At 40.2% G+C, this 22,326-nt stretch carries 22 protein-coding genes; 1 reads left to right on the plus strand and 21 read right to left on the minus strand.

What is annotated here, in order from left to right; all coding sequences use genetic code 11:
* Nucleotides 1–98: 98 nt before the first annotated feature.
* The 4 genes from DWY37_RS01995 to DWY37_RS02010 form a co-directional block, all read right to left on the minus strand.
* Nucleotides 99–2,165, minus strand: coding sequence for a methyl-accepting chemotaxis protein (locus DWY37_RS01995; protein ID WP_118540645.1), 2,067 nt, complete (start codon nt 2,163–2,165; stop codon nt 99–101).
* 142 nt (nt 2,166–2,307) lie between these two features.
* On the minus strand, nt 2,308–4,368 hold the full coding sequence (recG, locus tag DWY37_RS02000; protein ID WP_118057435.1) for an ATP-dependent DNA helicase RecG: 2,061 nt from the start codon (nt 4,366–4,368) through the stop codon (nt 2,308–2,310).
* 11 nt (nt 4,369–4,379) lie between these two features.
* Nucleotides 4,380–6,059 (minus strand): DAK2 domain-containing protein, encoded by a 1,680-nt coding sequence (locus DWY37_RS02005; RefSeq protein WP_118172606.1) that lies wholly within the window; start codon nt 6,057–6,059, stop codon nt 4,380–4,382.
* 15 nt (nt 6,060–6,074) lie between these two features.
* Nucleotides 6,075–6,434 carry an Asp23/Gls24 family envelope stress response protein gene (locus DWY37_RS02010; RefSeq protein ID WP_022243764.1) on the minus strand — a complete coding sequence of 120 codons (360 nt, stop codon included), beginning with the start codon at nt 6,432–6,434 and terminating at the stop codon, nt 6,075–6,077.
* Nucleotides 6,435–6,656: 222 nt separating this feature from the next.
* Here DWY37_RS02010 and rpmB point away from each other — a divergent pair, with 222 nt between their 5' ends.
* A complete protein-coding gene (gene rpmB / locus DWY37_RS02015) occupies nt 6,657–6,842 on the plus strand; it encodes a 50S ribosomal protein L28 (protein WP_117698403.1) in 186 nt (61 codons plus the stop codon).
* 435 nt (nt 6,843–7,277) lie between these two features.
* On the opposite strand, the gene DWY37_RS02020 is transcribed toward rpmB, so the two are convergent.
* The 17 genes from DWY37_RS02020 to proB all read right to left on the minus strand — a co-directional run bounded on the left by DWY37_RS02020 (nt 7,278) and on the right by proB (nt 22,299).
* On the minus strand, nt 7,278–7,724 hold the full coding sequence (locus DWY37_RS02020) for a GerW family sporulation protein (protein WP_022243763.1): 447 nt from the start codon (nt 7,722–7,724) through the stop codon (nt 7,278–7,280).
* 36 nt (nt 7,725–7,760) lie between these two features.
* Entirely contained in the window at nt 7,761–8,729 is a 969-nt protein-coding gene (locus DWY37_RS02025; RefSeq protein WP_117946926.1) for a DUF2953 domain-containing protein, read from the minus strand.
* Nucleotides 8,730–8,731: 2 nt separating this feature from the next.
* A complete protein-coding gene (locus tag DWY37_RS02030; RefSeq protein ID WP_022243761.1) occupies nt 8,732–9,073 on the minus strand; it encodes a hypothetical protein in 342 nt (113 codons plus the stop codon).
* Nucleotides 9,074–9,117: 44 nt separating this feature from the next.
* Nucleotides 9,118–9,570 (minus strand): NUDIX hydrolase, encoded by a 453-nt coding sequence (locus tag DWY37_RS02035; protein ID WP_022243760.1) that lies wholly within the window; start codon nt 9,568–9,570, stop codon nt 9,118–9,120.
* A 134-nt stretch (nt 9,571–9,704) separates the two neighbouring features.
* Complete coding sequence (locus tag DWY37_RS02040) at nt 9,705–11,183, minus strand: peptidoglycan D,D-transpeptidase FtsI family protein (protein WP_118057431.1); 1,479 nt, start codon at nt 11,181–11,183, stop codon at nt 9,705–9,707.
* Nucleotides 11,107–12,495, minus strand: a complete 1,389-nt coding sequence (locus tag DWY37_RS02045) for an FtsW/RodA/SpoVE family cell cycle protein (protein ID WP_118540641.1) — start codon at nt 12,493–12,495, stop codon at nt 11,107–11,109. The genes DWY37_RS02040 and DWY37_RS02045 overlap by 77 nt, the downstream gene beginning before the upstream one ends.
* A 13-nt stretch (nt 12,496–12,508) precedes the next feature.
* Nucleotides 12,509–14,761, minus strand: coding sequence for a peptidase U32 family protein (locus DWY37_RS02050; RefSeq protein ID WP_118057429.1), 2,253 nt, complete (start codon nt 14,759–14,761; stop codon nt 12,509–12,511).
* Between the two features lie 71 nt (nt 14,762–14,832).
* Nucleotides 14,833–15,348, minus strand: coding sequence for a cell division protein ZapA (locus DWY37_RS02055; RefSeq protein ID WP_118057428.1), 516 nt, complete (start codon nt 15,346–15,348; stop codon nt 14,833–14,835).
* Between the two features lie 95 nt (nt 15,349–15,443).
* Nucleotides 15,444–16,436 carry a Holliday junction branch migration DNA helicase RuvB gene (gene ruvB, locus DWY37_RS02060; protein ID WP_022243755.1) on the minus strand — a complete coding sequence of 331 codons (993 nt, stop codon included), beginning with the start codon at nt 16,434–16,436 and terminating at the stop codon, nt 15,444–15,446.
* 12 nt (nt 16,437–16,448) lie between these two features.
* On the minus strand, nt 16,449–17,066 hold the full coding sequence (gene ruvA / locus DWY37_RS02065; RefSeq protein WP_117841022.1) for a Holliday junction branch migration protein RuvA: 618 nt from the start codon (nt 17,064–17,066) through the stop codon (nt 16,449–16,451).
* Nucleotides 17,030–17,539 carry a Gx transporter family protein gene (locus tag DWY37_RS02070; RefSeq protein ID WP_117698410.1) on the minus strand — a complete coding sequence of 170 codons (510 nt, stop codon included), beginning with the start codon at nt 17,537–17,539 and terminating at the stop codon, nt 17,030–17,032. The genes ruvA and DWY37_RS02070 overlap by 37 nt, the downstream gene beginning before the upstream one ends.
* A gap of 8 nt (nt 17,540–17,547) precedes the next feature.
* A complete protein-coding gene (locus DWY37_RS02075; protein WP_117841020.1) occupies nt 17,548–17,925 on the minus strand; it encodes a NusG domain II-containing protein in 378 nt (125 codons plus the stop codon).
* Nucleotides 17,926–19,365, minus strand: a complete 1,440-nt coding sequence (miaB, locus tag DWY37_RS02080) for a tRNA (N6-isopentenyl adenosine(37)-C2)-methylthiotransferase MiaB (protein ID WP_117698422.1) — start codon at nt 19,363–19,365, stop codon at nt 17,926–17,928.
* A gap of 31 nt (nt 19,366–19,396) precedes the next feature.
* The gene (locus DWY37_RS02085) at nt 19,397–20,641 is read right to left on the minus strand and encodes a glutamate-5-semialdehyde dehydrogenase (protein WP_117698411.1); all 1,245 of its coding nucleotides are present in this window, start codon (nt 20,639–20,641) and stop codon (nt 19,397–19,399) included.
* Between the two features lie 12 nt (nt 20,642–20,653).
* Nucleotides 20,654–21,241: a 5-formyltetrahydrofolate cyclo-ligase gene (locus DWY37_RS02090; RefSeq protein ID WP_117698412.1), complete on the minus strand. Its 588-nt coding sequence runs from the start codon at nt 21,239–21,241 to the stop codon at nt 20,654–20,656.
* Complete coding sequence (locus DWY37_RS02095; protein WP_022243748.1) at nt 21,213–21,440, minus strand: DUF896 domain-containing protein; 228 nt, start codon at nt 21,438–21,440, stop codon at nt 21,213–21,215. Before DWY37_RS02095 ends, DWY37_RS02090 begins: the two co-directional genes overlap by 29 nt.
* A 4-nt stretch (nt 21,441–21,444) precedes the next feature.
* On the minus strand, nt 21,445–22,299 hold the full coding sequence (gene proB / locus DWY37_RS02100; protein WP_117698413.1) for a glutamate 5-kinase: 855 nt from the start codon (nt 22,297–22,299) through the stop codon (nt 21,445–21,447).
* Nucleotides 22,300–22,326: the final 27 nt, after the last annotated feature.

Consider the following 22,326-nt stretch of genomic DNA (forward strand, 5'->3'; position numbering starts at 1 on the left):
AAGAGGCTGTCCACCGGAATCGGTGAACAGCCCCTTTCTCAGGTTCCCCCTTTTCTTTCTATATCATTTTTCTATCATGACACATGCAGTAACACTTATTACAATACGAATTTTCCGACAACCTCTTTTAATTCTCCGGCAATCTTTTCCTGCTGGGAAGACATTTCAGACACCTCTCCAACAACTGCAGATACTGAATTTACAGACTGCATAATCTGTCCACTATTATCCACTGTATTCTGGGAAGATTCCGCCACACTGGACACTGCCTGGCTGACCTCGTGAATGATTGTCTCAATATTTGTTGCCATCCGGGCAATATCATTGGAAAATTTTTCAATTGCCTGGGCATCATCTCCATACTGCTGTGCTACATTGACGAAAGTATCGTAGTCCGGTGCGACCGTATCTGTCACGAAGTTTAACATAGACTGTGACTTTTCCACAATTCCGCTAAAGGCATGTTCTACTTCGCCAATTGTTTCTTTAATCTTATTAACTGCAGCTGTAGTCTCACCTGCCAGATTGCCAATTTCTCCGGCAACAACTGCAAATCCCTTTCCCTGTTCTCCTGCCCGGGCGGCCTCAATGGAAGCATTTAAGGACAGTAAGTTAATCTGATCTGCGATTTCGGAAATCACTTCTGCCAATGCGCCAATGGATTTTACAACATCTGCATTCTTAATACTCTTCTCCAGACCAGCTCTGTTCTGCGCTGCAAGCTTATTGGCAAGTTCATAAGCACTGCGGCTGGTATCTTCAATTCCATTTGCACGCTTCTTAATTTCTCCTGCCAGTTCCAGACTCTTTTCTGTCTCAGAAGCCAGCATATTAACAGAGGAATTCACTTCCTCTACTGCAGCATTTACTTCTTCCGTCGCTGCGCTAGAGGAAGTCATATCGGAATTAACCTGATTCATCAGTGACTCTATCATCTCATAATCCTTCTTTAATTCCTCTACCGAACGCTTCAGTTCAATGCTGGAATCACTCAGAAGTTTTGCATGACCACTGATTTTTGAAATCATGTCCTTATTATTTCCATACATTTCATTTAAAGACTGTCCCATTGCTCCCAGTTCATCACTGCGTCTGCTCTCAAGCGACTGTACTTTAAAGTTACCCTCTGCCAGCTGTACAGCAAAGTTCTTAACTCTATTAATCTGTCTGGAAACTGATTTTACCTGTGATAAAATCACAAGTATCATAATAATAAGAATCACTGCCGCAATGATTGCCAACTTAATCCCAAGGCTGATAACCGGTGCATTCAGTTCTGAATTTTCAATCGCAATTCCAAGTTTCCAGTCCAGATCCGGAATTGTCTCATAATATACCGTATATCCGGTAATCCCTTCTGTAAAGCAGGCTTTTCCACTATCAGAATCTAACATTTTTGTTCCTACTTTAGCAAGAGAACTATTTTTAGAATCCGTTATTTTCTCATTCATGATTTTACCGGAATCCTGTGTATAAAGATAGGTTCCATCCGATGAAATCAGAAATGCTTTTCCTGTTTTTCCTACTGACATCTGGCTGACCAGATTCTGAATCTCATCCAGCGTAATATCAACAGTTACGCATCCCATATAAGTTCCATCTGCACTATACATCGGTGCAGAACAGTTTACCATATCACAGTCTAGAACCTCATCATGATATGCCTTTGTAAACTTCGATTCTGTTTCGCCATTCGAAACAATCTTGTAGAAATCCCTGCTTACATAATCATAAGAGGACTGGCTCCTGTCATAAGTCAGAATCGGCGTATCTCCATCCTTGTATACATAAGGTCCTACAAAACGTTGTTTGGAGTCATACTTATTCGGTGCAAAATAAATTCCGGCACCATAAATAAAATCCTCCTCATAAATCATGGTATTTAAGAAATTAACATATGCCAGCAGTTCCTCATTTTCATAAGTAATCCCAACAATTCCAGCCATATGTTTTGCAAGGCTTGCCGCAGACTGCATCTGTGACTCTACCTCTGTCTTCTCGTTTTCCAGACTCAGCGTCATTTCCTTCCCAATCTCATCGTCAATAATCTGCTTACTGGAAAATACACTGACTGCCCCTAATACAGCCATACCAAGAATCAGTACCGGGAGCATTGCACTTAACATTTTCGTGCTAATTTTCTTCCCTTTTTTCTTCTTAGCCATAAAAATATATCCCCCGCCTTCACTAAATTGTAATTTTGTACTTATTGTATCAACATTTAGGCAATTTAGCAATAAAAACGAGGGATTTTGCGTTAATTTTCGTAAACTTTTCACAAATTATTCCTTAATTTTTCGAAACTTTCTAAATATTTGTGTTGTATTCTGTCATTTTGTACGCATTTTTCAGTGTTGTTTCAAGTCTCATGTCTTTTTCGCAATCGTTTAAGTTACACTTTTCGACATATTCTTTTGCTTCTTCGGATGCAATAGAAAGCATATCGGCATCCGAAAAGACATCTGCAATTTTAAATTCCATCAAACCACTCTGACGTACTCCGAAGAAATCTCCTGGTCCACGCATTTTCAAATCTTCACTGGCAATATAGAATCCATCATTAGAACCCGCCAGAATATTCAATCTCTCTTTGGCATTCTTTCCATTGGAAGAATTCATAAGAATACAATAGGATTGTGCATTTCCTCTTCCGACACGCCCCCGCAGCTGATGGAGCTGTGCCAGCCCGAAACGCTGTGCATCCTCAATCATCATAACTGTGGCATTCGGCACATTTACACCTACTTCCACTACCGTTGTAGAAACCAGAACCTGGATTTCACCAGTGACAAAGGCTTCCATTACTTTATTCTTCTCTGCCGGGCGCATTTTTCCATGAAGTAATCCTACGCTGATTCTGTCTCCATAATATTGTTCTAATTTCTTTACATATGAAGTAACATCCTGCAATTCCAATTCCTCATTGGCTTCTACCAGAGGACAGATGATATATGCCTGATGTCCTTTTTGAACTTCATCTAAAATAAAATTCCAGGATTTCTCCCGCATTTTCGGTCCAACGACACAATTTTTGACCGGAAGACGTTCTGCCGGAAGCTCATCTACTACCGAGATGTCCAGATCTCCGTAAAGAATTATTGCAAGGGTCCGCGGAATCGGAGTCGCACTCATAACCAGTACATGTGGCAGCCGGCTGCTCTTATCTGCCAGCGTCTCCCTCTGTCTTACCCCAAAACGATGCTGTTCATCCGTTACTACCAGCGCCAGCTTCTGATAAAGTGCCTTTTCCTGTATCAATGCATGGGTTCCAATTATCATGGCATTCTGTTCTGTTTCCATTCTCGCATATGCTTCACGTTTTTCCTTTGCGGTCAACGAACCGGTAAGAAGAATAACAGGAAAGTCCAGTTCAAACATAGCAATCCATTCCTGAAAGGTCTCATAATGCTGTCTTGCCAGAACCTCGGTTGGTGCCATAATAGCAGTCTGATAACCTTCATGGGCAAATTTTGCCATAATAAGAAATGCAAGAATAGTCTTACCGGAGCCTACATCCCCCTGTATCAGCCGCTGCATGGCATAAGGACTGTATATATCTTTTTCCAGATCTGCCAGTGTTTTCTTCTGGGCATTTGTCAGTGGAAACGGAAGCTGTTCTGCCACCACCTCAATAAATTCATCCCTTACTACCGGAAATCCATTCGGCGTCTGCTCGTGATGTTCCTTAAACCGCTGTATCTGCAGCAGAAATAAGAAAAATTCGTCAAAAGCAAGACGTTTTCTTGCTCCGGTCAGTTCTTCTAAATCTGTTGGAAAATGCACTTTTTCCAATGCCTCTCTCAATCCCATAAACTGATGGCGGGCTAAGATTTCTTCCGGAATATATTCACCATCTTCTTTTACACTGTCAAGGGCTGTACGTACAAGCTTACCAAACTGCTTGCTGGATATGCCCTTAGTCAGCGGATATACCGGCTGAAGTGATATCTGCATTTTCCTGTATTCATCCGGCTTCCACACTGCCGGCTGTTCCATGACATATTTCTTATTTTTTAAGGTCAGCTTTCCATATAATATTACTTCCGGTTCCCGGTTCAGCTGATTACAGATATAGGGCATCCGAAACCAGACCGCCTCTACTTTCCCTGTTCCATCGCTAAACTGTGCAGTAGATATCTGCATGGCTCTGGTACTTCTTGTTACCGGAGAAGAACACAGCCGTACATGAAAAGCATAGACTTTCTCCGGCTCTGCCACACTGATATGCTCCGGCTCCGGCATCTGCTTATAATCCCTTGGAAAAGCAAGGAGTATATCCCCAACGGTATATACTCCAAGTTTTTGCAATATTTTTTCAGTTTTTGGTCCAACTCCATTCAATTCCTGAATGGGTGCATTTCTGTCCATAAATACTCCTGTTACTCTACTGATATTACATAATAGTAAATTGGCTGTCCGCCAAAGTGAATCTCCACTTCTACCTCCGGATACTTCTCTTCTAAAGCAGCACCTAATGCATTGGCATCTTCTTCTGTTACTTCTTCACCATAATAGATACAGATAATCGCAGATTCTTCATCTATCATCTCAGCAACCATATCTTCTGTAGTGCTCTTGATATCCTTACCAACAGCAAGGATGCTCTTGTCGCCAATTCCCATATAATCGCCCTGTTTAATCTCTTTGTCATCGATTACGGTATCACGGACTGCATAAGTTACCTGACCGGTCTTTACATTTTCTAATTCCTCGGTCATACGCTCTGCATTTTCCTCTGCCGACTGATCCGGAATAAAGTTAATCAGTGCTGTAATTCCCTGTGGAATTGTCTTGGTTGGAATAACAATAATCTTCTTATCTTCTACTAAAGATGCTGCCTGATTTGCAGCCAGTACAATATTCTTATTATTCGGAAGAATAAAGATGTTATCTGCATTCACATGGTCGATGGCATTTAACATATCCTCGGTACTTGGGTTCATGGTCTGACCACCTTCGATGATATAATCCACGCCAAGTCCGTTGAAGATTTCATTGACACCGGCACCAATGGATACGGAAATGAAGCCCATTTCTTTTCTTGGTTCCTCTGCCTTTTCTTCTTTTTGGGTTTCTTCCTCTTTCTGCTCTTTTGCGAGTTTCTCAGCATCCTTGATTAATTTTTCCTGATGCTCTTCACGCATATTATCAATCTTGATTTTGCTTAATGAACCATGTTTCAATGCTTCCTGGATGGCAAGACCAGGGTCATTGGTATGTACATGGGTTTTCACAATCTCATCATCTGCCACAACAACGATAGAATCACCAATGGACTCTAAGAAGTTTTTATATTCATGCTCCTGCTTCTCTGTTAATGGCTGATTTAATACAATGATAAATTCGGTACAATAACCAAACTTAATATCAGCTTCTGTCTCAGCAGTAATCTTCATAACACCTGCAGATGCTGCAGAACCTTCAATGCTGTAATCAATTTCTTTGCCAATCAGGGAATCATAACCGCCCTTTAATACCTGAACCAGTCCCTGTCCGCCGGAATCTACTACGCCAGCCTGTTTTAATACAGGAAGCATATCCGGTGTCTTGCTTAACACATGGTCTGCTTCTTTAATAACTTCATCTACAAAGAATACAATATCATCGGTATCATCACAAAGTTCTAATGCTTTGTTGGCTGCCCCCTTAGCAACAGTAAGAATCGTTCCTTCCTTTGGTTTCATAACTGCCTTATATGCAGTCTCAACAGCCTTCTGCATAGCTTCTGTCAGAATCACTACATCAAGCTCATCATATTCTGCAATCACCTTGGTAAATCCACGGAATAACTGGGAAAGGATAACTCCTGAGTTTCCTCTTGCTCCTCTTAATGAACCCGATGAAATTGCCTTTGCAAGTTCCTTCATGGTCGGATTTTCAAGCTCGCTTACTGCCTTTGCTGCTGACATAATTGTCATAGACATATTGGTTCCTGTATCTCCATCCGGTACAGGGAAAACATTCAGTTCGTTAATCCACTCTTTCTTTGCTTCGAGATTCTTTGCTCCGGCCAAAAACATTTTAGCAAATACCGCAGCGTTTATTGTACTTACTTCCACTTCAACAGTTCCTCCTTAATCAATCACTCTGACGCCTTCAACTAAAATGTTGACTTTCTTAATCTGCATTCCGGTAAACTCTTCCACTTTATATTTTACCGTATGAATCAGATTGTCTGCTACTGTCTCAATACTTACGCCATAGGCAACAATTACATGGAAATCAATTGTAATTTTATTATTTTCATCCACATCCACATTTATACCATGTGTCAGATAATCTCTCTTTAATAATTTAACCAGGCCATCTTTCATATTAACTGCAGCCATTCCCACAATGCCAAAGCACTCAACTGCAACAGAACCGGCATAGGTTGCAATTACTTCATTATCAATTACGACTTTACCTAATTCGTTTTCCATTTTACCTGTCATTCTATAACCTCCAATTAAAATTAATCTTCTCGCATTTCCGCCAGTATATACATAACATGAACTATATTATAACCTCTTTTTCTGAAAAAAGAAACAGTATTTTTCTTTATTTTCAAAAAATGCAATTTTTTTCTTGCATTCTGTCTGTATTTCTGTTAAGATAGCTTTGTTGTGAGCTTGTGTCATAACAGGCTTAGTGAAGAATTTAAAGGAGGTGCTATCATGGCAAAATGTGCAGTTTGTGGAAAAGGCGCTCATTTCGGTAACAATGTGAGCCATTCTCATAGAAGATCTAATAGAATGTGGAAATCAAACATCAAATCTGTAAAATGTAAAGTAAACGGAACTCCAAAAAGAATGTACGTATGTACTTCCTGTTTAAGATCCGGATCCGTTGAAAGAGCTTAATTAGCATTTTCTATCTGGACTGTCCTTTTGGACAGTCCTTTTTTTACTTTACAGGAAATTGCTTTCCTGTAAAGTAAAAACGCTCCGCGAGGATGCACACTGCGGCGTATAAGGTAGTTGTCGCAAGCGACCGCCGCAGGCGCAAGAATGTGCCAAGGCACATTCTTTGTTCCTTTACAAGAAATTGCTTTCCTATTACTTACAGCAGAAAAGATTATACCCTATCAACAGCAATATCAATATAATAATAATCCCAATCACGTCACTTGGAATAATAAACATAAAAAACATGCCAAATCCCACCATGAAAAAGGAATACCCCATCAAGCGTTTCATGTTTTTTCTCCAATCAAAAAGACATATACCATTATAGTATATGCCCTTCTTTTTCACTTAGCACGCTGTACGTTCTTCTGTTACTATTCTATACTGTTCTTATTCTTCATCCTTATTTACTGCATCAGATAAAATTTCATTCATCTCAGACTCTGCTGCTTTCTTGGATTCTTCATCTAACTTTGCAGTTGCTGCCTCATCCTTCTTTCCCCTGGATGCAAACTTATTTACGAAATCTGGTACCATATCAAGAATTTTGGTCACACCATCCTGATTCTTAATATTTACAAGCTTGGTGGTGCCATTCTGAATGACAAGAACCGCACTCGGTGTAATCTTTCCACCCATTCCTCCTGCTCCGTTGTTCTTCTTCTCCTGTGAAAATGCACCTGCGCCTACACCAAAGGATACATCCACTAATGGAAGAATGATGGTATCTCCGATATGAATGGCATCTCCTACAACCGTCTTGGTTGTAATGAAGCTGTCCATTCCTTTGAATAAAGATTCTACCGTATTGCGAAATGTGTTATTACTGTCTGACATAATAATTCCTCCTGATTCTACTTCGTATTGATTCTGTTAAAATTGCTTTATAAAGTGTTTCACATCCGGATTTCTCCAGATTTGAATTGCAGCCTTTAATAAATGAATCACCTGTATCCGTCCCCTTATATCCCAGCTGCCTTCGATATAAAAACGTTCTGCCTCAAAATCCGGCATAATAGATACCTTATCATAATATAAAAATGGTAATACGCTGAGCACTGCTAAAACCTGTCCTGTGGCTGCCGGATCTTCCATACCATAAGCAACATCTGCCTTCATATGCTTTGGTCCGTATTTTTTTAACAGCCCTATTACATCACCCAGGACAAACCGGACGGCACTTCTATTCTGCTCATCCTGTATCCACTGATTCACTTTTTTTATTTTACTGCCGATATTTTTTAATTTCTGCGGAATTGCTTTTATCTTTTCTACTATCGAGCGTATTGTCTTGCTGATTTTACCAAATGCGAAAACAAACTTTTTCTTATATGTCTTTTTATGGTGTTTCTGTTCATACTGTTTTTCCGTCTGTTCTTCTTGCACTTCAGCCGGTGGATTCTGTTCTTCCAGCCCCGTTACATCTATCTTTTTTTCAATCGCCGGTGCTGTTTGTTCTTCCGGCTTCTGACGTTTCTGCACTAAGTCTTTTTCCGGTTCCTTATGGGATTTTTCCCCGGATTTCTTTTTCTGCTTTTTCTTTACTTTCTTTTTCTCTAATTTCTTTTTGGATTTTTCATCCGATGGATACTTCCATGCTTTTATGCCAAAAATCTTTAAAACTGCAAGCCGCTTTCCCTGCTCCATTAGAAAGGAAAAACGCAAAGCCATAAGACACCATGCTCCATGCACTTTTAACGTAGTCTGTCCCTGCCTTGTCTCTCCACGAATCCGGTAAGATACCGGAGCAAACAGCAAAAGCATGATAAGTAAAACCAGTAAACCTAATATGCATAATAATATTATGCCCAGGATTTTCAAAATAGATAACAGCACTGTCATCCTCATGTCTCCATTTCAGTATTTTTACGAGTCTGCTGTTTCAGTACAAATTTACGCACTTCAAATGTTCCTGTTTTATGATAAATATCATTCACAATTGCTGCTGACATCTCTAATGCTGCGTCATATCCTTTTTCCAGACCGATAATAAAAAGTTCTTTCTTCGGATATGCCTTTTGTAATAAATCTGTTGCCGGTATAATATCCAGAAGATTCTCTTCATTTGACGGAAGGGTCAGAAGATAAAGCGACGGCTGTGGCACATTCCGCTCCACTCTGCTTTTTACCTTTGCTTCCTGATTTTTCAGCCTTTCTCCCAGATATAAATTAGAATACCAATGCATGCTACACCTCATATCTGATTTAAAAAAGCAGTCAGATGGCTGCTCTAATAATATTTGTGGGTTCCCCACAGATTACACTTTTTCAAATCCAGATATTCATTATAAGCCTTTTCCAAAATCTGCTTCTCATTGGCAAATTTTAAAAGATGATAGGCTTCATGATATTTATAATATCCGGAATCTACAAAGAACTCTTCACGTTGTGGCTTACTGTAATAACTGTCTGCCATCATCAGATACCAATGTACCTGTTTCTCCACCGTATCTTCTGGCACAGTAAAGCTATACTGGCTCTTCCCGACATATTTGATTATGGATGCATCTACGCCCGTTTCCTCCAATACCTCTCTTGCTGCGGTATCTTTGAATTCTTCCCCGGGTTCCACTGTTCCCTTTGGAAGCACCCAGCCTTCGTACTTATTCTTATAATTCTTATAAAGGACAAGCACCTTACCCCGAAATATTACCACACCACCACAACTTGTTGCTTCAATCATTGCAATACCTCCTGATGTGGTCACTACCTTTTGTTTAACAAACAGTATACCCCTTTTTTCATAAGGATGCAACAATCCATTTCAGAAGTCCAGGATGATTCCCCGACGCAACATGTCATCCTATCTGTTTTCATTTATCTGTAATATGCATCAAAAACCTGTTTTGCTGCCGGAACTGCAACAGTACTGCCTGCACCTGCACCTTCTGCAATTACAACAACTGCAATATCTTCCTTATCCTCCCGGTGTGCATATCCAACAAACCAGGAATGGCTTTCTCCCTTATTGTTATTAAACTCTGCGGAGCCAGTCTTGCCGTATGCAGTATAACTCTGCCCATTTAACTTGGATGCAGTACCATCTGCAACTACTCCTGCCATAAATTCCTGCATGGTCTTTGCTTCTTTTTCCGAAAGAAGCTGCTTGCTTGCAGCCGGCTCATATTTCTTTACTTCTATACCATTTTCATTTTCCGTATGGTCTACCACATAAGGTTTCATCAGAATACCATCGTTGGCAATTGCACTGGTAATCAATAACATATGGAGTGGTGTTACCAGCGTCTCTCCCTGTCCGATTGCCGTCTGCATTTTCATACTTTCCGGGGATTCATCTGTTAATTTAAACTGACTTTTACTTGTTTCAAAGTTTCCCGGCAGTGTCTTATCAAACATCAAATCTGAACAAAGGTCCGAAAGAGAATCTGTGTCCAAAGATAATCCGATATTGGCATAAGATGAATTACAGGAATTTGCAAAGGACTGCTTCAAATCCTGCGTTCCATGCACGGCATTATTATAACAGTGTATTGTAAAATCATTCTCTGTAATACTTCCGTTACAGCTATAACTGTAATTCTCATAATCCGGATTTTCCCGGATATATTCTAAAGTTGTAATTATTTTAAAAGTAGAACCAGGCGGATATAATCCCTGGGTCGCCCGGTTTAAAAGAACCGAGTTATTATTATCTTCTGAAATAATGGAATCCCAGTCTGCCGCAATAGTATTCGGGTCAAAATCCGGTTTGGACACCATGGCAAGCACTTTTCCGGTGGAAGGCTCCATCACAACAACTGCACCATCATAATTACCCAATGCCTGATATGCAGCTTCCTGCAAAGTGGAATCCAACGTGGTAACCACATTGTCTCCCATGCTTTTTTCATCTTTAATCTCGTTAAACATACGCTCTAATACAAAAGAATGGGAACGTAAAAGATTAAAGTTCATATTGGATTCAATACCTGACTTTCCATTGGTGGAAAAACCGACCACATGCGCATACATATTACCATAAGGATATTTCCGGGTTTCATTACCGGCAGCATCCACTACGGTCTCGGCCAAAACTTTGCCATCTGCTGACATAATCTTTCCTCTGACCACACGGTCTGCAAAAGTATCCTGTCTGCTATTATATGGACTATTGATAAAATCTTCGCTTTTTACCGTCTGAAAATATACCATATATCCCATCAGGCAGATAAAGATAGCAAGGAAAAGATAAGTAATCACTGCAAATTCTTTATTCTTACTAACTGAGGTCCCTGACTTCTGTTTCGAATCCCGATTTTGCTTTCTTTTTTGCTGATTTATATTCTCCTTTTTCATTATGTGACACTCCTTCGTCTTCCCGCAAAATATATAATCCCTGAATAATGCCAAATATAATCAATGTACTTAACATGGAGCTTCCTCCATAGCTGACTAACGGAAGGGTTACTCCGGTGGATGGAATAAATTTTGTAACTCCGCCAATGGTTAAGAATACCTGAAATCCGTAAATCGTTCCAAGTCCAAGTGCCACCAGCTTATAAAAGGAATCCTTTAACTGCATGGCAATATTTAAAAACATCAGGAAACAGCTTACACAGACCAAAATAAGACACAGGGCAAACATTCCACCCAGTTCTTCTGAAATTGCTGCGAAAATAAAATCCTGTTCTACTACCGGTATTTTATTTGGCATGCCCTGATATAACCCCAGACCGAAGAAGCCTCCGGTCCCGATTGCAAAAAGTGACTGGCAGATCTGATAGCCCTCTTTGTCAATTACTTTTAGAGGTGTTTTCCATGCCACCACACGGACTCTGACATGGTTAAATAATTTATAGGCAATTACTGCCGCTACACTTCCCGCCAGCAGTCCACCGGCAAAATAGAGTGGTTTTCTCGTTGCCACATAAAGCATTGCCATATAAGCCACAAAGAAAATCAATGCGCCACCTAAATCCCTGGATAATACCAGAATCAATACATGCAGTGCTGCAATCAAAGTGGTAATTATCACCTGACGGAATTCCGTTGATTTATGATACATGGCAGCCACAAAAAACACAAAAAGAATCTTAATAAATTCGGACGGCTGTACCGTAATTCCTGCTATGGTAAAGGAAATCTTTGCTCCATAGCTGGTGCTTCCTGCTATACATACAATACCAAGTCCCACAATACCGATTGCCGCATAAATCCAGGTAAGATTCCGGAAAAATCCCATCCTCCGTATCATCACCGGAATCACAAGGGAAATCACACAGGATACCGCTGCAATCGCAAACTGCTTGATAGCATGTCCAAAATTCAGGCGGGTCAGAATAATAAACCCGATAATCATAAGCATACACATATTATTAACCAAAAGTCTTGAAGCCGTCGGATAACATAATTTGTACACATTCCGCACCACAACAAGAAGAATTATCTGCGCCAGATAAAAAATAAAGGTATATGCATCCTCTGTCACCGCAAATATGACTAAATATGCCGTAAAATGAATCACATACAAAATCCTTGCCTGCCGTTTAAATTTCTTTTCCTGTTTTCGTTCTGATATATTCCGGAATACCGCAAAACATTCATATGTATACACGGAAAACAGAATAATCAGTGCATATTTTGATAACTCCACAATTAAATGAACCATAAATACCTCTGCTTTATTCTACGCCTCGTTTAAAATGACCATTGGTGCATTCCATTGGCAGCTGCCCCAAAATGCCACCATTTTTATAAATATCGCCATAAATTGTTAAAATCTGTTCTGTCTCTTCTTCCGTCTCTATCGTAAAGGAAAGTCTCACGGCAGCCGGTGCAATCTTTTTCACGGTTACGTCTTCCTTAAAGAGACAGACCGGAAGCGAATTATAAATTACGTTATAACATTCCGAGCAGAAATTTTTCACCGGAAAATGTACCGAATAACGGTCTTTTAAGGTCAGCACGTCAGGCTGATGCATACAGCCCAACGTGTTCTTATGAATACACTGTGCCGTTATCATAAGTGGAAGTCTGCCATAGATAATCATTTCAGACCGGCTGTTTTCTCTTCTTAAAATCTCCTTCCGGTTCAATTCCACCGGAATTGTATCCTGCATCATTCCAAGATGATAAAAATATTCTGCTGCTTCATTGGAATAGGTATATAAATTACTGTCGGATACCATCTGCCAGTTTTCATTGCCCCATTCCTTTATAAACGCAATCTCATCAAGACTCCGCACCATAATACCATTTAATGGAAGCTTTTTTAGCTCCGGCATGATTTTTTCATAAAAAAGACTGGTCTGCTGCCGGAAAATAAACGGGAATACATAAAATGCTTTCTTACCGGATGCCTGTACCCTGTCTATATCCTCACTTAACTTGCGGATCAGATTTTCTCTTGTATACAACATACAATCAAGATAAACCGTATCCACGAAATCGGCTTTTAATACTGCCGGAAGCTGTTCTGCGTCTTCAATCAGTACCCGGACTTCTGTGGATGAACCGGCGGATTGTTGTCCAGAAGTCTGTGATAATGACTGTCCGGAAATCTGCTTTTCTTTTATGACATTTCCTGTTGTCTGCCTATCTGTTTCAGCGGAAGAAGTTTCCACCAATTCTGGAAGCGTTCTTTCATAAGGTTTCAACAACGCTTCTTCTAATGCTTCCAACGCACCTCTTCGCAGCTGGTTCAACTGGTTTACCGGCATAAAAATATCATCATCCATTGTAACTTCAAGATTTTCAAAAACAAATGGTGTATTTCCAGTCTTTGTAATCTTTTCTGTTACAACTTCTTCCGTCAACGGACGATTCTGCGCTACAAGAACCATATCTCCCTGATAAGAAACTTTTATTTTTCCATATTGCACTTCTATCTTAGCAGGGCATTCTTTATTTAATATTAACTTTCCTTTAATCTTTTCTTTTAATTCGGTGTCTACATATTCTCTACGGATGTTATCCTGAAGAACACCTTCGCTCTTATTATGGGAAGCACTCTCTCCGCTTAGCATATCACTGTCATTATGATGATAGTAATATCCGTTGGTAAAGCCACCTCGGTTTCCAAGTTCTAAAAGTGCCCTGATATCCTTCTTCTCCACCGGAATACGGCTTCCATCCAGATAGGAATCCATATATTTTCGGTAAATACTTACTACACCGGCAGCATACTCCGGTGTCTTCATCCGTCCTTCTATCTTAAAGGAATATACCCCATGGTCTGCCAGTTCATACAAAAATGGCAGTGTACACATATCCTTAAGACTCAGAATCGGAGTTGCATGATGTCCGGTAAGACTCTTTTCTCCCTGCAATACTTCATAGGAAAGGCGGCATGGCTGTGCACATCTGCCACGGTTTCCGCTTCTTCCGCCGATGATACTACTGAAAAGGCACTGTCCGGAATAACAGTAACACAATGCGCCATGAATAAAGCTTTCCAGTTCCACGCCTACTTCATCATGGATTCTTTGAATTTCTTCTAAGGACATTTCTCTCGCTGTCACCACACGCTCTACACCCTGTTCCTTTAAAAGCCTGGCTCCCTCTACATTGGTAATGGTCATCTGGGTACTGGTATGTATCGGAAGATTTGGAAAATGAGTTTTGATAAACTCCATAACGCCCATATCCTGCACGATGACAGCATCTAATCCCGCTTCATAATAAGGGTGCAGATAATCATAGAGCTGTCCTAATTCATATTCTTTTAACAGAGTATTCACCGCAAGAATAATTTTGCGTCCATGAATATGTCCGAAACGGATTGCTTCTAATAATTCTTCTTCGTTAAAATTATTGGCATATGCTCTTGCACCGAACATACTTCCGCCAAGATATACGGCATCTGCTCCGGCATGAATGACTGCCTTTAATGTTTTCAAGGAACCTGCCGGTGCTAAAAGTTCTAACTCTTTCATCTTTCCTCATCTCCTATGGCAACAAAAGGGACAGATAAATGTCTGCCCCCTTTCATAGTTTTTATTCTCTATTACGCTTTCTTTCCGGAAGGCTTTTCCTCTTTCTTTTCTTCCGTATGGTCTGTTTTCTTTTCCTCTGGTTTTTCAGTTTTTTCCGGTTTTTCAAGTTTATCTACTTTACCAAGTAAAGCATCTTCTAAGGTTGCTTCTAATCTGGTCTTATTTAAAAGCAGCTCTTTATTTTCTTTTTCCAGTTCCTTTAAAGATTTGGCATCACTTTCCATGCGGATCTGGTTGGAAATCAGTTCATGCTTTAAATCATAGATTTCACGGTCTTTTACCTCTAAATCCTGCTCTAATTTTTCAACCTGATTTTTCGCTTTGAAGTAATCATCTGCAATGTTCAATGCCAGCAATGTGGAACGCATATCACTTGGAATTCTCTTATATTCATCCAGCATTTTAAATTCTGCAATCTTATCATTGATATAAGTTGCTACCTTCTGTAAATACTCCTGACTCTCATATCCACTTAAAGTATATACTTTTCCATCAATAATCACTTCTGTATTATTTTTTGCTGCCATTTTCATTTCCTCTCTGCGTATCTGCCTAAAAATATTCTCTGACTACTACATATAGCATATTATAGCTATAAATCTGTCGAAAAACAACTATTTTCTTAGCCCTCTATTCCAAAGTGATGATATGCAAATTCTGTTGCGACCCTTCCCTTTGGTGTCCGGTTGATAAATCCATTCTTTACAAGATATGGTTCATAAACATCCTCTATGGTTCCGGCATCTTCCCCAATCGCTGCCGCAAGGGTATCCAGCCCTACCGGGCCACCCTGGAATTTTTCAATAATCGTAAGCAAAATGTTCCTGTCATTCTGGTCTAATCCCATCTTGTCTACTTCCAGTAAATCCAGTGCAAAGGATGCTACTTCTTTGGTAATTTCACCATTGTACTGCACCTGTGCAAAATCACGCACCCTCTTTAAAAGGCGGTTGGCAAGACGCGGCGTTCCTCTGGAACGGCGTGCCAATTCGATTGCACCTTCCTCATCAATCTTTACCTCTAACTTTTTTGCAGAATGGACAATAATTGTCTTAAGTTCCTCCACATTATAAAATTCCAGATGATGTACCACTCCAAAACGGTCTCTTAAGGGTGCCGATAAAAGTCCGGCTCTGGTAGTGGCACCAACCAGCGTAAAATGCGGTAAATCAAGGCGGATTGAACGGGCAGTTGCGCCTTTTCCCACCATAATGTCAATGACATAATCCTCCATGGCAGGATATAATACTTCCTCTACCTGCCGGTTCAAACGATGAATCTCATCTACAAATAAAATGTCACCTTCTGCAAGATTACTCAAAATAGCTGCCATTTCTCCCGGCTTTCCAATTGCCGGACCGGAAGTGACTTTCATATGTACGCCCATTTCATTGGCAATAATGCCGGCAAGAGTAGTCTTACCAAGTCCCGGAGGACCATAAAACAATACATGGTCTAAGGACTCTCCACGCTGTTTTGCAGCCTCTATATACACTTTAAGATTTGCTTTTGCTTTCTCCTGACCAATATATTCATCCAAGGTCATCGGACGCAGTGTTTTTTCGATTTTGATATCTTCATCCTGCATCTGCGTTGAAATTACACGTTTTTCCATTTTCTGCTCCTCTTATAAGAATGCCATCTGCTTCAATGCCAGTTTTAAAATATCTTCTACCGAACTGTCTTCCGTAATTTCAATATCACGAAGAACCTTCAAAGCCTCTGTGGAAGAATAACCCAGTGAAACCAGTGCCTCTACTGCTTCATTGCGGATTCCTTTTAAGCCGTTACCAGAAACAGCTTCCTGTGTATGGCTTAATTTCTGTTCAAAGGCATCCTCTAAACTAAGCTTGTCTTTTAATTCTATAATCAACCGCTGTGCCGTCTTATTTCCAACTCCCGGAGCTTTTGCAATTGCTTTTGCATCATCAGATAATACTGCAAAACGCAAATCATCCGTTGACATGACAGAAAGAATTGCCAGTGCACCCTTTGGTCCGATTCCGGATACACCAATCAGCAATTTAAATACATTCAAATCATCTCTGGTAAGAAAACCATATAAAATAAATGCATCCTCTCTGACACAAAGATAAGTATAGATTTTTACTTCTTCGCCAACTCCCGGTAGCAGAGATAATACCTGTCCCGGAATATAAATATTATAGCCGATTCCGCCATTTTCAACGACAATATGATTCTCTGCCACTATTTCGGATAATTCGCCTTTGATATATGAATACATAATCTTCCTCCTACTTCCTTTGCCACAATTCCAATCAGGGCACCCGTCACAAAGCCTGCAATCAATAAAACCGGCATATAGTAAATGACATAGTATGAGCTTACCAGAAATCCTGCTACGATAAGCTGTCCCATATTATGTATGATTCCGCCACAGATACTGACCGTAACTACATGAAAACAGTTCATCCGAATCAGAATAAACATAAGTACAAAGCTTAATAATCCGCCGGCAAGTCCATAACAGATGCTGACCAAATTTCCAAATAAAATTCCGGTAAGCACAATACGAAGCACCGATACACAAAGAGCCTCTCTCCAGCCAATCAGATACAGCATCAGCACCGTAACAAGGTTGGCAAGTCCAAGCTTTACTCCCGGTATTCCAATGGCAAAGGGCAATATTGCTTCCACATAACTTAATATCATGGCCAGTGCCAAAAACACGCCAAGATATGCTACACTTTTCTTCATGCTTTCACCTACCCTGCCACATCATCCAATGTATTTTTCTGCTCACTTTCTACGGTTACTACAACCCGGTTTGGCAGACAGATAATGGATTCTTTATCTTTGGAAATTGCGTTCTGATGCATACACAACTGATCCGGGCAGTCCGCCTCAAGCATATAGGCAGTCCCATTTTCAATCGTTACGATATTGGTAACTTTTCCATCTATTTTAATTGGAATCTCTTTATTTTCTGACAGGGAATATCTGCCATATTCACTGCCATTTACCGTAATGATAATACTGTCACCGCTTCGTAATGCAGAGGTCATTCCCACATAAAACACCAGAATAACTACCGCAAGAATTCCCAGCAACAGAATATCATTTTTTCCAAAACGACGGTTCATTTACTCTGCAACCTCTCCCATATAATAAAAGCCTTTGCATTCTTTTAAATGTACCGGTACGATGTTTCCAATCATGGATGCACCGCCCGGCAGATGTACCACTGAGTTATTGGATAATCTTCCGGTCACAAGACCTTCCTGCTGTTCATCTAATTCTTCAACTAATACATCCTGCACGCTTCCGGTTAATGCTCCGGCTTTCTTTGCGGAAATCTCCTGTACCAGTTTTAACAGCCGGTCAAAACGGTCTTTTATCACATCTTCCGGAATCTGATTTTCCATTTTGGCAGCAGGCGTTCCGGTACGTTTTGAATAAATAAACGTAAACGCGCTGTCATACTCTACCTGTCTTACCACATCCATGGTCTCTAAGAAATCTTCTTCGGTTTCTCCCGGGAATCCTACAATAATGTCGGTTGTAATTGCCAGATCCGGCATTGCTTTTTTGATTTTTTCAACCAGTGCAAGATAATGCTCCTTGTCATAGTGACGGTTCATTTCTTTTAACACTCTGCTGCTGCCGGACTGAAGCGGCAGATGAAGATGTCTGCAGATTTTTTTAGAATTCTTCATTACTTCAATCAGTTCATCGGATAAATCCTTTGGATGGGATGTCATGAACCGGATTCTTTCCAGACCTTCAATCTTTTCTACTTCCTGTAAGAGCTGTGCAAAGGTCACTGGTGTATCTAAGTTCTTTCCATAGGAATTGACATTCTGTCCTAAGAGCATAACCTCTACTACACCATCTGCTACCAATTTTTCAATTTCTCTTATGATATCCTGCGGTTTTCTGCTGCGTTCTCTTCCTCTTACATATGGCACAATACAGTAACTGCAGAAATTATTGCAGCCAAACATAATATTAACACCGGACTTAAAGCTGTATTTCCGTTCTACCGGAAGTTCTTCTACAATTTCTTTCGTATCATCCCAGATGTCAATCACCATTTTCTGCTCTTCAAAGCAGCGTACCAGAAGTTCTGCAAATTTAAAGATATTATGGGTTCCGAAAACCAGGTCTACAAAACGATAGCTCTGTTTTAATTTTTCCACAACCTCCGGTTCCTGCATCATACAGCCGCATAATGCAATCATCATATCTTTATTCTTTTTCTTAAAACCGCTTAAATATCCCAGACGTCCGTAAACCTTATTATTGGCATTTTCACGTACGGTACAGGTATTATAAATGACAAAATCTGCTTCCTCGGAATCGGTCTCTTCAAAACCTACGGTCTCTAAAATTCCGCATAACTTTTCGGAATCTCTGGCATTCATCTGGCACCCAAAAGTTGTCACATGAAAGGTAAGCGGTCTGCCTTTCTTCCTGGAAATCTGCGTCACATACTGCTTTGCAAGGTCCATAAAATAAAATTGTCTCTGCGGTTCCATTACCGGAACTTCACCGGTGTGATTTATCTTTTCTATTTCTCTCATTTCTTTTCCTGTTTTCTTAATATTTTTCTTATTATTCTCTGATCTGGCCATCCCCATAAATGATATATTTGGTGGTCGTCAGTGCTTCTAAGCCCATTGGTCCTCTGGCATGCAGCTTCTGGGTACTGATTCCGATTTCTGCCCCAAAGCCAAACTCAAATCCGTCAGTAAAACGTGTGGATGCATTTACATAAACAGCAGCAGCATCAATCTCATTTAAGAACTTCTGTGCATGCTCATAATTATTGGTAATGATTGCTTCCGAATGTCCGGTATTATATTTATTGATATGTGTAATGGCTTCATCAATATCTGAAACTGTCTTTGCAGAAATAATATAATCCAAATATTCGGTGCCCCAGTCTTTTTCTGTTGCAGCCACTGCATCTTTTGCAGCTTTCTGAACCCGCTCATCCCCACGGATTTCTACATGGCTTTCGGATAATTTTGCAGAAAGGCGTGGCATCAGTTCATCTACGATGCTCTCATGCAGCACTAAGGATTCACAGGCATTACATACTCCGATACGCTGTGTTTTTGCATTATTAATGATATTCACTGCCATATCAAGGTCTGCGGTTTCATCCACATAAATGTGGCAGTTACCGGTACCGGTCTCTATCACCGGAATCGTAGCATTGGCTACTACTGCACGAATCAGTCCTGAGCCGCCTCTTGGAATCAGTACATCCACATATTCATTCATTTTCATAAATGCAGTAGCTGTCTCCCGGCTGGTATCTTCAATTAAAGCAAGCACTCCCTCCGGCAGCTGGTTAGCACTTAAGGTTTCATTGATGCTCTTTACGATTGCCATATTGGAATGAATGGCATCACTTCCACCTTTTAAAATCACGGTATTTCCAGTTTTAAAGCACAAAGCGAAGGCATCTGCTGTTACATTTGGACGTGATTCATAGATAATTCCGATGACACCTAATGGTACACGTTTCTTTCCAATCATAAGTCCATTCGGGCGCTGTTTCATGGAAAGGACCTCTCCTACCGGGTCTTCTAATTCTGCTACCTGGCGGATTCCCTCTGCCATCTGTGCAATGCGCTCTTTATTTAACATCAGACGGTCTAAAAGTCCCTGATGCATTCCGGCTTCTCTTCCGGCATCCATATCCTTCTGGTTTGCTGCTAAAATAGCATCGGTGTCTTCTACTAAATGTTCTGCAACTTCAAGCAAAATCTTTTCTTTTTCTTTCATGCCCAAATTACGCATGATAATTTCTGCTGCTTTTGCTCTCTTACCTAATTCCTGTAATTCCATAATTCCCTCCTGCTACTTATTTTCGTCTCTGTTATCCGTCACTTTATAAATCTTCTCCGGTGTTACAAGATAATCCATCGGAATATCATAAGCCTCCATAGGTACCTGTTCTGCAAGCTGACAGGATAATGCAATTCCAACCCGGATTACTTTCTTATATTTCTGAAAAAAACGATCATAAAAGCCCTTACCATATCCGCTTCTTCCACCGTTAATATCAAAGACCAGTCCCGGTGTGAATACAATTGTTTTCTCCTGCTCAAGTTCTACTAAATCTATCGCCGGTATCTCATCCTTTGGCTCCATCACATGAAAATACCCTTCCTGAAAATCATCTGTACTATTGACTTCACAAAAGTCCATTTCTTCTCCACGCACCCGGGGGAAAGCTGCTCTTTTTTGAATGCTTTCTTTAAAAAGCGGCAATAAAGAAGCTTCTTTCCCAAGGGGATAATAAAAGAAACAATTTTGTGCTTTCTGAAAGATTTCCCAGGTACTGATATTCTGACAAATCCTTTGGGATTCTTCTCTTACAATATTCTCCGGCATTGCATTTCGCAGTGTCTTATACTTAGTTCTGATGCTTGCCTTTGTTTCCATATTTTTCTCCCAGATTGGTTACCGTTCCATCTGCATTTACCATATCAATATTATCTAACTGTCCCTTCAGATTCCGCTTTACACTTGCTATGTATTCCTTGCGAAGTGCTGCCTGTTCTTCCTTTTCTTCCGGTGTCAGTCCTTCTTTCTGGGATTTATGATATAATTCATTGATTCTTGCTATTATATTTTCAATCATCTTTTTACTCCATGCTTTCTTCTACATAATCTGCAATATAGAAATCATCATTTTTATTGGCTTTGAAAAAGGTTCCCACCTGTTTTCCTTCGAAAATCTGATGCAGAACTCCCACATCCTTTGCATTGGCAATAATCATATCTGCTCCGGATAAGGTTGCAATCCTTGCTGCCGTTAATTTGGTGGTCATTCCACCGGTACCAACATCACTACCTACTGTATCTCCTGCCATGTTTTCAATCCGATTATCAATTTTTTCTACTACCGGTATCAATTCTGCTTTTGGATTCTTTCTCGGATCATCCGTATACAACCCGTCAATATCAGATAAAAGAATCAACAAATCTGCTCCTACCAATGAGGCTACAATAGCCGACAGGGAATCGTTATCACCAAACTGCATCTCATAAGTAGATACGGTATCATTTTCATTTACAATTGGTATAATTCCCATTTCAAACAATTCTTCAAAAGTATTCTGGGCATTTTTTCTCGACACGTTATCAACCATAGTTTTTTTTGTCATAAGAACCTGTCCCACATTCTGGTGGTACTCTGAAAAAAGCTTTTGATAAGTCATCATAAGTCTCGCCTGTCCCACTGCCGCACATGCCTGTTTTACAGCTATTTTCTCCGGTCTTTCTTTGAATCCCATGGACTGTCTTCCTACTGCAATAGCCCCGGAGCTGACCAGGCATACATCCATGCCCTGATTCTTAATATCACATAATTCTCTTACCAAACGTTCCAGTTTTAAAAGATTTAATTTTCCGGTCTCTTCATGTAAAAGAGATGAAGAACCGATTTTTACAATTACACGCTTCTTATTCTTTAATGTTTCACGCAACTGTGTATCCATTTTTCCGCCTCTTAATCATCTACGGCA

The organism is Roseburia sp. AF25-13LB, from assembly GCF_003478915.1.
Classification (GTDB): domain Bacteria; phylum Bacillota; class Clostridia; order Lachnospirales; family Lachnospiraceae; genus Roseburia_C; species Roseburia_C amylophila.